The organism is Lacticaseibacillus kribbianus (assembly GCF_020180945.1).
Classification (GTDB): Bacteria; Bacillota; Bacilli; order Lactobacillales; family Lactobacillaceae; genus Lacticaseibacillus; species Lacticaseibacillus kribbianus.
This window is the reverse complement of sequence record NZ_JAIPUL010000004.1, coordinates 84,897-99,626: the sequence shown is the minus strand read 5'-3', so window position 1 is coordinate 99,626 and position 14,730 is coordinate 84,897. Positions and strand designations below refer to the sequence as shown.

14 protein-coding genes and 1 pseudogene are annotated in these 14,730 nt (G+C 65.1%); 3 read left to right on the top strand and 12 right to left on the bottom strand.

Translation table 11 applies throughout. The features are described from left to right. Window positions 1-35: 35 nt before the first annotated feature. The 10 genes from LE416_RS11420 to LE416_RS11375 form a co-directional block, all read right to left on the bottom strand. Complete coding sequence (locus tag LE416_RS11420) at window positions 36-470, bottom strand: Fur family transcriptional regulator (protein WP_225048964.1); 435 nt, start codon at window positions 468-470, stop codon at window positions 36-38. 200 nt (window positions 471-670) lie between these two features. Next, window positions 671-1,249 (bottom strand): guanylate kinase, encoded by a 579-nt coding sequence (locus LE416_RS11415; protein ID WP_225048963.1) that lies wholly within the window; start codon window positions 1,247-1,249, stop codon window positions 671-673. A gap of 104 nt (window positions 1,250-1,353) precedes the next feature. After that, a complete protein-coding gene (locus LE416_RS11410) occupies window positions 1,354-2,559 on the bottom strand; it encodes a C40 family peptidase (protein ID WP_225048962.1) in 1,206 nt (401 codons plus the stop codon). A 297-nt stretch (window positions 2,560-2,856) separates the two neighbouring features. After that, entirely contained in the window at window positions 2,857-3,204 is a 348-nt protein-coding gene (locus LE416_RS11405; RefSeq protein WP_225048954.1) for a hypothetical protein, read from the bottom strand. Between the two features lie 127 nt (window positions 3,205-3,331). After that, window positions 3,332-4,591, bottom strand: coding sequence for a tyrosine--tRNA ligase (gene tyrS / locus LE416_RS11400; RefSeq protein ID WP_225048949.1), 1,260 nt, complete (start codon window positions 4,589-4,591; stop codon window positions 3,332-3,334). Window positions 4,592-4,870: 279 nt separating this feature from the next. After that, window positions 4,871-5,485, bottom strand: coding sequence for a hypothetical protein (locus tag LE416_RS11395; RefSeq protein WP_225048947.1), 615 nt, complete (start codon window positions 5,483-5,485; stop codon window positions 4,871-4,873). Then, window positions 5,463-6,332 carry an ATP-binding cassette domain-containing protein gene (locus tag LE416_RS11390; protein ID WP_225048945.1) on the bottom strand — a complete coding sequence of 290 codons (870 nt, stop codon included), beginning with the start codon at window positions 6,330-6,332 and terminating at the stop codon, window positions 5,463-5,465. Before LE416_RS11390 ends, LE416_RS11395 begins: the two co-directional genes overlap by 23 nt. Then, window positions 6,325-6,711, bottom strand: coding sequence for a GntR family transcriptional regulator (locus LE416_RS11385; RefSeq protein ID WP_225048944.1), 387 nt, complete (start codon window positions 6,709-6,711; stop codon window positions 6,325-6,327). Before LE416_RS11385 ends, LE416_RS11390 begins: the two co-directional genes overlap by 8 nt. A 9-nt stretch (window positions 6,712-6,720) precedes the next feature. Further along, window positions 6,721-7,950 (bottom strand): ABC transporter permease, encoded by a 1,230-nt coding sequence (locus LE416_RS11380; RefSeq protein ID WP_225048936.1) that lies wholly within the window; start codon window positions 7,948-7,950, stop codon window positions 6,721-6,723. Further along, window positions 7,943-8,839, bottom strand: a complete 897-nt coding sequence (locus tag LE416_RS11375) for an ABC transporter ATP-binding protein (RefSeq protein ID WP_225048935.1) — start codon at window positions 8,837-8,839, stop codon at window positions 7,943-7,945. The genes LE416_RS11380 and LE416_RS11375 overlap by 8 nt, the downstream gene beginning before the upstream one ends. Before the next feature lie 252 nt (window positions 8,840-9,091). On the opposite strand from LE416_RS11375, the gene LE416_RS11370 reads away from it, so the two are divergent. Together LE416_RS11370 and LE416_RS11365 are read left to right on the top strand one after the other, a co-directional pair. After that, a complete protein-coding gene (locus LE416_RS11370; protein WP_225048934.1) occupies window positions 9,092-9,757 on the top strand; it encodes a VIT1/CCC1 transporter family protein in 666 nt (221 codons plus the stop codon). A gap of 10 nt (window positions 9,758-9,767) precedes the next feature. Beyond that, window positions 9,768-10,468, top strand: a pseudogene (locus LE416_RS11365) (VIT1/CCC1 transporter family protein). A 99-nt stretch (window positions 10,469-10,567) separates the two neighbouring features. On the opposite strand, the gene LE416_RS11360 reads toward LE416_RS11365, so the two are convergent. After that, a complete protein-coding gene (locus LE416_RS11360) occupies window positions 10,568-11,503 on the bottom strand; it encodes an FAD:protein FMN transferase (protein WP_225048929.1) in 936 nt (311 codons plus the stop codon). A gap of 193 nt (window positions 11,504-11,696) precedes the next feature. On the opposite strand from LE416_RS11360, the gene LE416_RS11355 reads away from it, so the two are divergent. Then, window positions 11,697-12,050, top strand: coding sequence for an ArsR/SmtB family transcription factor (locus tag LE416_RS11355; protein ID WP_225048914.1), 354 nt, complete (start codon window positions 11,697-11,699; stop codon window positions 12,048-12,050). Between the two features lie 274 nt (window positions 12,051-12,324). On the opposite strand, the gene LE416_RS11350 is transcribed toward LE416_RS11355, so the two are convergent. Then, window positions 12,325-14,703 (bottom strand): glycogen/starch/alpha-glucan phosphorylase, encoded by a 2,379-nt coding sequence (locus tag LE416_RS11350; RefSeq protein WP_225048912.1) that lies wholly within the window; start codon window positions 14,701-14,703, stop codon window positions 12,325-12,327. Between the last annotated feature and the right edge of the window lie 27 nt (window positions 14,704-14,730).

Genomic DNA, 14,730 nt, shown 5'->3' with positions numbered 1-14,730 from the left:
AAAAAAAATTCCCGGTGCTCCGACCGGGAAGGCAATCACTTCGCCGCCAGCTTGGCGCAGTCCGCGCAAAGCCCGTACAGCTCGAAGTTGTGGCTTTCAATCTTGGCGCCCTTCAGCTGCGTCTCGAAGTACCCCAGGGGGCACATCTGAATCTCCTGGACCCGGTGGCAGCGCTGGCAGATGAAGTGGTGGTGGTGCGGGTGCTGGAAGTCGCACTGCAGCTTCACGGTGGCCTGTTCGCCCTGCACGTCGGTCTCAAGGATTCCGAGCTGCTCGAACTCCTTGACGTTGCGGTAGATGGTGTCGTGCGATAGCCCCGGGTACTGGCCGCGCATGTGCTTGTCCACCTGGGTCACGGTGACGTAGCTGTCGGCGTGGGCCGCCAGGTAATCCACCAGGTCGCGGCGCTGCTTGGTCATGCGCATCCCGCTGGCCTTAATTCTCTCGATTGCGATCAGACTTGCCGACATCGTTGCCCTCCTTAATCGGAACCGTTCCGATTACTAGCATTGTAGCACGCGCGCCGGCCGCCTTCAACCGCTGGCGCGGCCGCGCACCAGTTTGCGCGGTGCGCGCAGCGCGGCTGTGCCTGCACGCCACACGCCCAACTCGGCGTCCTGTATTCGTCGCTTCATATAGAAGAAACACGTGCCAGGAAGACAGCTCGTGTCTACTCGGTGAGCCCCGCGGCGCTTGCCGCCAGCTGCTTCATGAAGCGGTCAATCTGGACGCAGGCGGCCTGCCAGTCGTCGTTGACGATCACGTGGGCATACGGCGCCAGCGCCTTTGGCAGGCGCAGATCGCGGCTGTACTCCGGGCTTTGCAGCCGGGCCGCGATCATCTTCGGGTCGTCGCCGCGCGCAAGCAGGCGGGCTTTGAGCACCGCGGGATCCTCGATGGTCAGGTACAGCACTGCAATCCTGGCCCCCAGCGTTTTGGCGTAGGTGATCGCCCCGGCCGTGTCCAGCACGATGCTGGCGAAGTTGGCGCGGCGCCAGGCCTCGTCCAGCGACTCAAAGGAGCTGCCGTACTGGTAGCCCGCGTACGTGACGTGCTCGATGTAGTGGTTTTTGGCGAAGCTCTCCGGGGTCTCGAAGTGGTAATCCACCCCATCGACCTCGCCGACGCGCATGGGGCGCGTCGTGTGTGTCATCACCCGGCGAATGTTGTAGGTGGCCTGCAGGTAGCGGCTCACCGTGGTCTTGCCCGTGCCGGTGGCGCCGGTGATGACGATCAGTTTCTGTTGCACAATCCCATCCTCGAATCTTTAGCGTTGTGTCGATTGTAGCATGCGACGGGGAAAATAAAAACGCCTGCCAGGCAGGCGTTCACTTGTGAGTGTGTGAGTTGATGCTACAGGCGACGCGCGAAGCTTGGCGTGAAGCCGGTGATCGGTGCGACCAGAACTGGTTCGCCCGGACGCGGCGCGTGGACGTACTGGCCGCCGCCGATGTAAAGGGCGACGTGGTAGACGGAACCACGGGAGCCGAAGAACAGGAGGTCGCCGGGCTGCAGGGCGCTGAGGGAGACCTCAGAGCCGTAGCCGGACTGCGCCTGCGCGTTGTGCGGCAGGGAGATGCCAACCTGGGCGGCGGCCCACATCGTGAGCCCGGAGCAGTCGAAGCCGGCAGGAGACGCCCCACCGTACACGTACGGGTGACCGGTCATACCCAGCGCGGCGGAAACCATGCTGCCGTAGCTGCCGGTGCTGTGGGAGCCGGTGACGTTGGCGGCCGGCGCGGCCGGTGTTGCGGCCTTTTTGACCGTAGTGGTGACGGTGGCCTTCGCGACCGTCGACGTTGTGCGGGCGGTGGTGGCCGCCTTGGCTGCGGCCGCGCGAAGCACGGCGGCCTGGGCCTGGGCGGTGTTCAGCTTGGTCTGAAGCGCGGCGATTTCGTCCTTGTTGTCCGCCAGCTTCTTGTCAAGCGCGGCGGATTGCTTCTTAGCCGTGGCCTGAAGCTTGATCAGGTCCTGCTTGTCGGTCACCAGCTGGTTTTCGGTGGCGATCAGCTCGGTCTTCTTGGCGACCTGGTCGGCCTTGAGCGCGGCAACCTTGGCCTTGGCTTCCTTGACCGCGTCCAGCGCGTCCTTGTTGGCCTGGTTGAGCTTGTTGACGGTCATGCCGCGGGACACGAGGTCGGACAGGTCGTGGGCGTTGAGCAGGAAGTCCAGGTAGATGTTACCGGTGGCGGAGTCGCCGACCTTCTTCTGCAGGGAAATCAGCTGCTTCTTCAGGACGGCCTTGCGACTTGCAACCTCTTGGGTCTGCTTGTCAATCTTGGTGTCGTAGCCGGCGATCACCTTGGCAGTGGCGGCAACGCTGGCCTTGGCCTTGTCGATGGCGATGGTCTTGTCTGAAACCTGGTTGTCAATCTTGGCGACGTTGGCCTCGGCCTTTTGCAGGTCGGCCAGAAGCTTGGCGCCTTCGCCCTTCTTGCTGGTCAGGGCGGACTTGGCATCGGAGACGCTGTCGGCTTGGACCGTGGCACCGGTGCTGAAACTGCCGGCGACGATCAGGCCGGCCAGGGCGATCAGGGTTAATGACTTCGATAACTTCATGTGTTCACACACTCCTCTTACTCACTGTTATGCAGTATAGCAAGTGAACATTACAGGGTTGTTACAACGGAGTTAACAAACCGAGTCGAATGCGTGCCAGCGGGGTTTCACCCTGTCACGACGCGGGGTGCCCGCCGCCACCGGCCGTCTCATGAACACGCTTTCCCGTCACAATAAATGATTTGGTTTTGAATAATGTGACCGTGGTTTCTGCAAGCACGGTGTGACCACACAAAAAAGGCGTCCGCCGCACACCCCCCGAGTTCGGGAAAATGCGCGGCGAACGCCTCGACCAGATCAGCTGCCCTGAACCGGCACCACCTCGACGTGGAGCTGGTAGGTCTCGGTCTCATCCATCACCGCGATGACGAAATGATCGTCCGCGAACCACGACACTGACAGCTGCGGCCCGGTCGCATCGGCCAAAGCCCCGAGGTCCGCCGGCGACTGAGCCAGCACCGTGAAGATCTCGTCGGTCAGCGCGTGCAGGTCCGGCAAGGGGCTTGCGGCCAGCTCGCCGGTCAGCAGGTGCAGTGCCTTTTGCGTCGCCGCCTCGAAGCTCAAAAGCGGCTCCTGGTCCAGCCCCGCGTAAAACACCGCCAGGGACTGATTCTGATAACTGGCTCCGATCACACTGTATGGCATCACGCCACCCCCCACAGTCGTTTCGTTCAGTATAACATCGCGGGAATAACGCTGCCAGCCAATAACGGCCGCTGTCACCGGTTGTGACAAGTGCCCCGCGCGGCGGCGGGTCGCTGGGTGCGAGAACCTACTGGATGTGCACCAGGAAGTACTTCTTCTTGCCGCGGCGAACGATCACGTACTGGCCGTCGAAGTGGGCGCTCGGGTCGACCACGAAGTCGACGTCGCGCTGCTTTTCGCCGTTGATCGAGATTGCGCCGTTTTGGACGTCCTCTCTGGCCTGGCGGCGGCTGGCCTCAATCTTGGTGGTGTCGACCAGCCAGGTCACGATGTTCTCCGGGGTGCGCGGCGCCGTGGCGCTCGGGAACTGCTTGAAGCCCTGCTTGATCTCGGCGGCGGTCAGGTCCTGCACGTCACCGGAGAACAGCGCGGCGGAGATCGCCTCGGCCTCTTTGACCGCCTGCTGGCCGTGCACGAAGGCCGTGACCTCCTGGGCCAGGCGGCGCTGGGCCTCGCGGCGTTCGGGGTGGGTCTTGGTCGCCTCGACCAGCTGCGCGATCTCATCGCGGCTCAGGAAGGTGAAGAACTTCAAGAAGCGCTCGACGTCCGCGTCGTCCTGGTTGAACCAGAACTGGTAGAACTCGTACGGGCTGGTTTTCTCCGGGTCCAGCCAGACGGCGCCGCCGGCGGACTTGCCGAATTTGGTGCCGTCGGCCTTGAGCATCAGCGGGTTGGTCAGGCCGTACGCCTTGGCGTCCGAGCCCTCGACCTTGTGGATCAGGTCGATGCCGGCGGTGATGTTGCCCCACTGGTCGGCACCGCCGAGCTGCACCTGCACGTCCTCGTGCTGCAGCAGGTGCAGGAAGTCGACGGCCTGCAGGATCTGGTAGGTGAACTCGGTGAAGGAGATGCCGTTTTCAAGCCGGGACGCGACGACCTCCTTGGCCAGCATCTGGTTGACGGGGAAAATCTTCCCGTAGTCGCGCAGGAAGTCCAGCATGGACATCTTGGACAGCCAGCTGTAGTTGTCGACGATGCGGAAGTTCTCGGTGCCAAACATCCGCTCCATCTGCGCCGTCAGCGCCTTTTTGTTGTGCTCGATGGTCTCCATGGTCTGAAGCACCCGCTCGGAGTTGCGCCCGGACGGATCGCCGATCGAGCCCGTGCCGCCGCCGATCAGGATCACCGGCTTGTGCCCCATCAGCTGGAAGCGCTTGAGAATCATGAACGGAATCAGGTGCCCGACGTGCAGCGAGTCGCCGGTCGGGTCGGTGCCGGCGTAGATGCCGACGTGCTTGTCTTCGGTCAGCTTGCGCAGACCTTCCTCATCGGTCATCTGGTTGAGCGCGCCGCGCCAGGCGAGCTCGTCGAGAATGTTTTCGGTCATGTTGTTTCCTCCCTAGTTGTGCCAAAAAAGTGCCGGTGGGCAAAAAAATCGCCCCTAATCAACGAATTGATCAGGGACGATTATCACCGCGGTACCACCCAAATTATGACTGTGTCATCACTTTGAATGGGTAACGGCATCGCCCGAATCGCCAGGACTGCAAGAGGTGTAATTCAGGACCAGGCGCGGGCCGGCTCGCATCAATCGCCGACTTTCTGAAACCGCGCAGGGCCCCTACTGGAACTCTTTTGGCTATTAGCTCCAGTCTATCACGCCGGCTCACAAATGCAAGCGCTGATACCACCGCACGCTGAGCGGGAAGGAGGCGGCGCACAGCACCGCGGCCGCAAGCGTGGTCAGGCCCATCGCTAAGGCGCCCGCCAGTTGCACCACCATCAGGAGGACGATGCCCAGCACGAAGATCAGCCCGATCGGCACGAACAGCCCGGCCACCGGCCAACGGTCGCCCAGGCGAATCACCGCCGGCAGCCCCAGCCCGAGCAGCAGCAGCCAGAAGGTCACCAGCAGCCAGACCACCAGCCACACCGACTTGCCCGGCAGCACGGGTTCGGCGAAGCGCAGCTGCCCCAGCCCAATCAGGGCGGCCTGCATCAGCACGCACACGCCGCCGGCCAGCAGCCCGAAGGCGTAAAGCCCGGCCACCACGGTGCGGCGAGCCAGCGGGAACAGCGCGAGCAGCGCCTTGAGGCCGTGCTGGCCGTTGACGATCAAGGGCATGAAGGCGATGATCGCCGTCCCACCGAAGATGCCGCCGCTCATCGCCGCGAACATCGGCTGAATGGTCAGTGCCACCACGAGCATCGCCCCCCACAGCAGCCACCCGGTCCAGCCCATGCCCATGCTCATCCAGCTAATTTTCAACACTGTTTTCATTCGCTTGTCCTCCGCGTTCCAGCGCCACCATCAGCGCGTCCAGCCCGACCGGCGCGCACGTGACGCCCTCAAGCGCCTCCGCCGCATCGACCGGCAGCACCGCCGTCCACCCCACGGCGGTCTCGCTCAGCCCAAGCGCCGCCTCGCGCACTTCAGGCGTCAGACTGGCCGAGCCGCCCGCCACCTGGCGGTACGCGGCGAGAAATTCATCGCGCTCGCCGGCGAAGCGCAGCTGCCCGTGATTCAGGTAGGCCAGGTAGTCGACGATGTCTTCGATGTCCGCCGTGATGTGCGTCGAGATCAGCACACTCGCGTCGCCGCCTGCGATGAAGTCCTGCAGCTCACTCATCAGGTCGGCGCGCGTCGCGGCGTCAAGCCCCGCGGTCGGCTCGTCGAGCAAAAGCAGCTTGGCGCCGTGGCTCATCGCCGCGGCCAGCTGCAGCTTGACCTTGGTGCCGCGCGACATGCGCTGAAAGCGCGTCTTCAGCGGCACCGCCAGCCGGTCCAGCCGGCGCATGAAGCCGGGCAGGTCGAAGCCCGGGTAACCGGCGGCGTAGGCCCGGCCGATCTCGGGCGCAAGCCACGTCTCGCCGAACAGTGTCTGGTCCAGCACCACGCCGATGGCCGCGCGGGCGCTCGGGTCCGCCACCGGCCGCCCCAGCACCGCAATCCTGCCGGCGCTTGCCGGCACCAGGCCCAGGAGCGCCTTGAGCAGCGTCGTTTTGCCCGCACCGTTGGCCCCGACCAGCCCCATGATGTAGCCGGCCGGCAGCCGCAGGTCGAAAGGCCTCAGCGCAAAGTCGCGCCGCACCACCTCAAGTCCTTGCACCGCAATCAGATCAGTCATGGTCGTCCCCCGCTTTCAGTAAGTCGTCAAGCATCTCGTGCAAGGTCGCCGCCGGCACCCGCGCCAGCGCCGCATCGTCGATGGCCGCCTGCAGGTGCGCCTCGACGCGCGCGAGCCCCTGCTCGTGAATCAACGCCGGGTCCTGGGCGCGCACGAAGGCCCCCTTGCCCGGCACCGTATCGATGAAGCCGGCCGCCTCAAGCTCCCGGTAGGCGCGGGTCGTGGTGATCACGCTGATGTGCAGGTCCCGCGCCAGCGCCCGGATCGACGGCAGCTGCGTGCCCGCCGCCACCGCGCCGGTCAGGATGGCCGCCTTGATCTGGTCTTCGATCTGCTCGTAAATGGGCGAGCCGGCCTGATTGGAAATCGTAATGTCCATGCTTGCCTCCTACTCTGCGCGTGACGTGCGCAACAGCCCGATGGCCCGCGACAGCGCCGCCCGCAGCCCGCGCTGGTCGTACACCAGAACGGACACGCGGTAAAGCGCCATGGTCCCCCAGAAAAGCAGGACCAAAAACGCCAGGTTGACGCCGCCCGCAACCAGCGCCTGGGTCAGGCCCACCTGCCCGGCGGCGACGCGCACCGGCATCACCATCGGCGCGGTGAACGGCACGTAGCTCAGGACCGCCATCGCCGTGGTCTGGCCGTTGGGCACCATGATGCTGGCCATGTAGCCGACCATCGCGAGCATCATCACCGGCATCAGCGCCATGCCGGCCTGCTCGACCGACGACACCAAGGCGCCGGTGGCCGCCGCCAGCAGGCTGTACTGAAGCACCCCGAGCAGGAACCCGGCGAGCAAAGCGGCGATGGTCAAAGTCGACTGGCTGCCGTTCAGGTACGGTGCGAGCTGCCGCCACCACTCGGGGTGCAGTGCAAAGGCCGCACCACCGGCCACGGCGTAGACCGCCAGCTGCGTCAAAAGCAGCGCGGCGATGCCCAGAATTTTGCCCACGAACTGCTGGCCGGCGGTGATGGCCGAGAGGATCGACTCCTCGATGCGCGAGCTCTTCTCCGTGGCAATCTCCTGGGCGATGATGCTGCCGTAGGTCATCAAAAACAGGTAGAGCAAAAAGCCCATCCCGATCGCCAAGACGTTGCTGCCGCCCTCGGTGTCGCCAGCGTCGGTCTCAAGCGCCGCCCCCTTGGCCTTGGCCGTCTTGACCGTCAGCTGCGGGGTGGCCAGGAGCGTGGCGACCTGCTTGGCCGACAGTCCCAGCTTCGCGGCGGCCTGACCGGTCGCCAGCTGGCGCAGCTGTGCGGCCACCAGCGTCTGGTCGACCGACTCGCCGCCCTTGCGCTGCACCAACGTCGCCCGGCCGCCGTGAAGCGTCAGGACGCCGTCGTAGTCTCCGCGCGCCGTCGCCTGCTCGGCCGCGGCGGCCGACGCCACGGCCACGTAGCGCTGATCCTTGGTCGTCGCCTGAACGAAGGCCTGCCGCGCCTCGGCCGGGCCGACCACGGCGACTTTGGCCGGCTTGCTTGAGCCGACCAGAAAGTACGCGATGCCCGCCACCGCAAGCGCCGCCACCAGCGGCGCGAGCACCAGGCTCAGCCAGCCCGCGCTCTTGACGTTCTTGAGGTAGGTCTGCTTCAGTACCACCCATGCGCTAGACATGATCGCCACCCGCTTTCTGCTTGAAAATCGCCTCGAGGCTCGGCGCCTCCTGCGCAAAGCGCGGGATGTAGCCGTCCTGGGTCGCCGCCTCAAAAATCGCCTTGCCCGCCGCCTCTTCGGCCAGCGTGACGGCGAACCCACCGCCGTCCGGCACCACCTTTAAGACGCCCGGGAACGCCGCGAGCTGTTGCTGCGTCAGCGGCGACTCGATGGTCAGGTGGGTGCGGCCGAACTGGGCTTCAATCTCCGCCTGCGTGCCGGTCAGCACCTGCGCGCCGTTGCGGAGCATCAGCACCTTGTCCGACAGCGCGGTCACGTTGTGCATGTCGTGGCTGGAGAAGATGATCGCGCACCCCGTGGCCTGCAGCGCGCGCACCCCCTGGATCAAAAGGTCGGCGTTGACCGGGTCGAGCCCGGAGAACGGCTCGTCGAGAATCAGCAGGCGCGGCCGGTGGATGATCGCCGCGATCAGCTGCACCTTCTGCTGGTTGCCCTTGGACAGCGTCTGCAGCTTGTCGGTCAGCTTCCCCTTGACCGCAAAGGCGGCCATCAGCCGGCGCAGCTCGGCCATCGCGGCGGCGCGCCGCATCCCGTGCAGCGCGGCGAAAAACAGCACCTGCTCCTGCACCGTCTGCTTGGGGTACAGGCCGCGCTCCTCGGGCAGGTAGCCCAGCGCCGTGCGTGGCAGCTCCCCGATTGGGCGGCCCGCCCAGGTGATGGTGCCGGCGGTCGGGCGTAGAAAACCCAGGATCATGCGAAACGTGGTGGTTTTGCCCGCGCCGTTTTGGCCGATCAGCCCCAGGATCTCGCCCGGGGCGACGGTGAAGCCGAGGTGCGAGACGGCCGTGGCCTGGCCGAAGCGCTTGGTGACGTCTGTGAGTTCGAGCATGGTGTCCCTCCGTCCTTACTGTATATGTTTGACATACACAGTATAGGCAGCAGTGGGCGGTTCTGCAAGCCCTTTCGCCGGCGTCACGATATGTTAGGTGCGGCTAATTTTACAAATTCGCCGCATCGCGTGCCCGCGTAGTGTCGCCGACCTTTTTTCGTGCCGCCTTAACGGCCGACTCGCTTGCAGCGGCCGGAAGTGCGCGTTACAATTGATTTTGAATTTAGAACGATTCCATTGTGGAGGCCGAATATGAACTTAGCTGAGAAGATCAATGTCATGCGCGCCAGTGTGATGGGCGCCAACGACGGCATCCTGTCCGTCGCGGGGATCGTCATCGGGGTGGCGGGCGCCAACACCTCGACGCACGCGATTCTGCTCGCGGGGCTGTCGGGGATGCTGGCCGGCACCGTGTCGATGGCCATGGGCGAGTACGTCTCGGTCAACGCGCAGCGCGACGCCGAGAAGAACGCCCTGATCAAGGAGAGCCGCGCGCTTGACACCGACTACGCGGGCGAGGTCGCCTTCATCCAGCAGAAGTACGAGGCCACCGGCATCTCGGCGGACCTGGCCGCCCAGGCGACCCGCGAGATGCTGGCGACCGACCGCATCAACGTCGCGACGCGCGAGCGCTACGGCTTTGACCCCCACGAGAAAACCAGCGCCGTGGCGGCCGCGATGGCGTCCATGATCGCCTTCCCCACCGGCTCGCTTCTGCCCATGGCCGCGATCTCCTGGCTGCCGGCGAGCGGCCGCATCCTCGGCACGATTCTCGCCGTAATCGTCGCGCTGTCGATGACCGGCTACACGGCCGCGGCGCTGGGCAACGCCAACCGCTACCGGGCGATGCTGCGCAACGTGGTCGCCGGCATCCTGACCATGGCCGTCACCTACTTCGTCGGCTCGCTGTTCGCTTAGGAGGCGCATGATGAAAACTTTGACTGTGAAACCCAAGGTGAAGGCCAAGCAGACGATGGCCGAGCGCGCCAACACCCTGCGCGCCGGGGTGCTGGGCGCCAACGACGGCATCCTGACCGTCGTCGGCGTGCTGTTTTCCGTCGCCGCCGCCACCACCAACCACTTCACCATTTTCATCGCCGGGCTCGCCGACCTGCTGGCCTGCGCCTTTTCCATGGCGTCGGGCGAGTACGCCAGCGTCAGCTCGCAAAAAGACACCGAGGAGGCCGTCGTGAAGGCGGAGGCCGCCCTGCTGAAACGGATTACGCCGGCGAGGTCCAGGCCGTGGTCGATCACTACGTTGCCCGCGGCGTGACCCCGGCCACCGCCGCCAAGATCGCGGCGCAGCTGATGCAAGACGACGCGCTGGGCACCGTGATCGCCGTCAAGTACAGCCTGCAGTCCGGCCACTACATGAACCCCTGGGACGCCGCGTTCTCGTCGCTGGTCGCCGCGGCCTCCGGCGGCATCTTCCCGCTGGTCGCGATGACCTTCCTGCCGGTCGCCTGGCAGTGGCCCGGCACCATCCTGGCCGTGATCGCCAGCGTCGCCTTGACCGGCTTTTTGTCCGCCAAGCTCGGCGACGGTCTGGTCAAGACCGCGATGATTCGCAACGTCGTCATCGGCATCATCACCATGATCATCCACTACGGCATCGGTCAGATCATGTGAACCACAACTTATTTTTACGAAAAACGCGTTGCCCACCACCGACGAATCGATGGCGGGCAACGCGTTTTTTTTGGTCAAGTTCACGCTTTTGGGCAGGAGCTAGGCCCCCATCGTCGGCATCAGCGTCTCGCGCAGGCCGGCGGTCTTGTACAGCTGGGTGTCCTTGGTGATGAAGACGGCCTCGGCCCCGTTATCCTCGATCTCGTCGTAGCCCTGCGGCAGCCCGGCGTAAAAGCCGATGGAGGACAGCACGTCGGCCTTTTCCGCGGTGTCGGCCACCACGGTGATCGACGCCATGCTGGACTCAACCGGCGCGCCGGTGGTCGGGTCGATCAGGTGATGGTAGACGTGGCCGTTTTGGTCGAAGTGGCGGAAGTAGATGCCGGTCGTCACCACGGCGCACGGCGCGGTGGTCAGCGTCGCGATGGCCGGGCGGTTGGGCTCGCGCGGGTCGGTGATCGGCACCTGCCACAGCGGCACGCCGGCGTCGCTGTTGCCGACCAAGCGGCAGTTGCCGGCCAGGTCGATGCGCCCGCCGGTCACGCCCTCCTGCTCCCACAGGCGCGCGAGCTCGTCGATGATGAAGCCCTTGGCGATGCCGCCGAGGTCAATCGCCATGCCGGCCTTTTGGAGGAAAACGGTCTGGGCCTCGGGGTCCAGGTACACGAGCTCCGGGTCCGTCAGGGCGAGGACCTCGGCCTGCTCCGCCGCGCTCGGCACCCGCGCGTCGTCAAAGCCGATGCGCCACAGCGCGACGGCCGGGCCGATCAGCGCGTTGTAGCCCATCTTGCGCTTGCTCCAGGCCACCGCGCGGGCGATCAGGTTGAACACCGCCCGCACCGGCACGTGCACCGGCGCTTGGCCCGCGGCCTGATTGATCTGGCCGATGATGGAGTCGGCCTTGTAGAACGACAGCAGCTTGGCGTACGCGTCGACCAGGGCCGAGCTCTTGGTCAACGTGTCGGCGGACCCGCCGCCGAAGATGGTCAGGGTGTTGTCCGCGCCCAGGGCGTGGAAGTCAATTGAATTGGTCATAATGAACTGCTCCTTTTCGCGAGCGACGGGAAAAACTGCGTCGCGTTCGGATTTTGGTGGCGCTTTCGCCCACTTCCAGTGTAATCGTTAACAACCGCCGCCGCAAAGAAAAAATAATTCGCAAAATAGTCACATTAATTTTTAAAAAAGAGTAAACTAACGGTTGAGAATACGCCGTCAAGGAGGACCCACTGTGACTACCACCTACACGCAAGCACAAACGGAAGCATTGAAGGAGTTCAAATCGGATGTGAACCACCTCAACGCGCTGGCCAACGCCAGCCGCCAGAAGCTGATCATGATCTTGAGCACCGTGACGCCGGAGCACGGCATCAAGGTCAACGACCTGGCGGATGCGATTGGCCTGTCGCAACCAGCCACGTCGCATCACCTCAAGACCCTGCACGAGATCGGCATGGTCGACTCGCGTCAGGTTGGTAACATCGTCTACTACTACCTGACGCTCGACGACACCATCACCCGCCTGGAGCGGATCACCGCCGCGCTGCGCCACCAGCGCGAGGTCGCCCTGACCGCCTTCCACTAGACCCATGATCAAAATCGCCGCTTGGCTCATGCCAGGCGGCGATTTTGTGTCTAGGGCGAAGGCCCGGCCGCGCCCCTGCTGGAGGCTTCGGGCCGAGGCGAGCCAGCGTGAGATTGCTGTTAACCGGCGGTTTGTGCCGGTTTACTGCACCGGCGGGTCGCAAGACCGCACTTTGGGCTTGCGGGAGCCGCACGCGTTCCGCCGCCTCGGCTCGAAGGCGGAAGCAGTGGCGCCGCCGGGCCGGAATCCGGCCCCGAGCCGTCTAACTGACAGGTTACACCGGATGCTCCGGCAGCACGCGCCAGATTTCGCGGCCGTAGCGCTGGACGGTCAGGTCGGCGGAGAACTTGCCCGAGGCGGCGATGTTGGCCAAGGCCAGGCGCGCCCATTCCTCAGGGTGCGCCCACAGCGCGTCTAGGCGGCGGTTGGCAGCCAGGTAGTCGGCGAAGTCGGCCAGCACGAAGTAGGTATCGTTGTAATCCAGCAGCTCGGCGCGAATCTCCTTGCCCTCGGACTCGATGTTGGGAATCGAGCCGTCGGTCAGCATGTCCACGATGCGGTGCAGCACCGGGTCCTGCTCGTAGCGCTCGCGGGCGCTGTACTCCGGTCGCATCGCCGTGGCCTCCTGCTCGGTCAGGCCGAACACCACCATCGCGTCCTTGCCGGCGGCGTCGCGGATCTCGATGTTGGCGCCGTCGAGCGTTGCCAGCGTCAGGGCGCCGGTGGCCATCAGCTTCATGTTGGAGGTGCCGGAGGCCTCGGTCCCGGCCAACGAGATCTGCTCGGAGACGTCGGCGGCCGGGATGATCGCCTCGGCCAGGCTGACGCCGTAGTTGGGCAAAAAGGCGACGGCCAGCTGGTCCTGGCAGTCCGGATCCTCGTTCACCAAAGCCGCGACCGCGTTGATCAGGCGGATCACCGCCTTGGCGTAGCGGTAGCTCGGGGCGGCCTTGGCGCCGAAAATGTGGACGCGCGGTGGCCGCTTCTCCCCGTTTTTGATCGCGAGGTAGTGCTCGAGGATACCGAACACGTGCAGCAGCTGGCGCTTGTAGGCGTGCAGGCGCTTGACCTGCACGTCAAACATCGCGTCGGGCGAGACGGTCAGGTTCAGCGTGTCCTTGATGATGCCGGCCAGGCGGACCTTGTTGACCCGCTTGGCCGCCGTCAGCCGGCGCAGGAAGTCGGGGTCTTGGCTGTACTTGTTCAGCGCCAGCAGGGCCTGCGGCGAGCGGCGCCAGGTCGCGCCGATCGTGTCGTCGAGCAGCGTGGCCAGCGGCACGTCTCCCAGCTGCACCCAGCGGCGCGGCGTGATGCCGTTGGTCTTGTTGCTGAAGCGCGACGGGAAAATCTGGTAGAGATCGGCTAGCACGCTGGTCTTGAGCAGCTCGGAGTGGATCTTGGCGACGCCGTTGACCGCGTGGCTGCCGATGACGGCCAGGTTGGCCATGTGCAGCTGCCCGTTTTGAATGGGCGCGGCGCGGTCCACCGTCACGGAGCCGTAGCGCGCCGTGTAGCGCGCGCGGAAGCGGCGGTCGACCTCCACGGCCAGCTGCGCGAGGCGCGGCAGCAGGTCCTGGAACAGTCCGAGCGGCCAGGTCTCAAGCGCCTCGGCCATCAGGGTGTGGTTGGTGTAGCTCATCGTCGCCACGGTGATCTGCCAGGCCTGCTCCCAGGCCAGCCTCTCCTCGTCGAGCAACAGCCGCATCAGCTCGAGCACCGCCATGGCCGGGTGGGTGTCGTTGATGTGCACCGCCACGAAGTCGGGCAGAAGCCGGATGTCGCCGTGGGTGCGCTTGAAGTGCGTGATGATGCTCTGAAGCCCCGCCGAGACGAAAAAGTACTCCTGGCGCAGCCGCAGCTCACGGCCGCTGGTGTCCGAGTCGTCGGGGTACAGGAACTCGGTGATCGCGTTGGCCCTCGCTGTTTCCGCCAGGCTGTGCGCGCGCTCCGGGGTCGGCTCGGCCGACCACAGCCGCATGGTGTTCACCGTGCCGGTGTGGTAGCCGATCATCGCCGTGTCGTAGGGCACCGCCAGCACGTCGTCGGTGTCGTGGTACACCACGGCCAGCCGGCCTTGATCGGGCACCAGCTCGGCCTGCCCACCGAACTTGACGATCACGGCGCGGTTCTCCTTGCGCGTCTCCCACGGGTAGCCGTCGCGCAGCCAGTCGTCCGGGACCTCGACCTGGTAGCCGTCGACGAAGCGCTGCTCGAACAGGCCGTAGCGGTAGCGGATGCCGTTGCCGTTGCCGGCCATGCCGGTGCTGGCCATCGCGTCCAGGAACGCGGAGGCCAGCCGACCCAGCCCACCGTTGCCAAGCCCCGGGTCGCGCTCGGCGGCGTACACCGGGCCCGATTCGATGCCAAGCTTCGCCAGCCCGGCGTCCACGACGTCCTTGATGCCGAGGTTCAGGAGGTTCGAGGCCAAAAGCCGCCCGGGCATGAACTCAATTGAAAAGTAATAGACCTGCTTTTGCTGCGTCGCATCCGCGTGGGCCTTGGACTTGGCCCAGTTCTGGGCCGCGTAGCCCTTCACGACCAGGGCCAGCGCCTGGTACTGCTGAAGCGCAGACAGGTTCTCGAGGTCGTCTGCGAACCAGCGCAGCGCCTCCGTTCGGTAATCCTTAATGAATTGGGCAGTGGTGATGACCATCCAATTTCCTCCTTCTGGGCCGCGCCT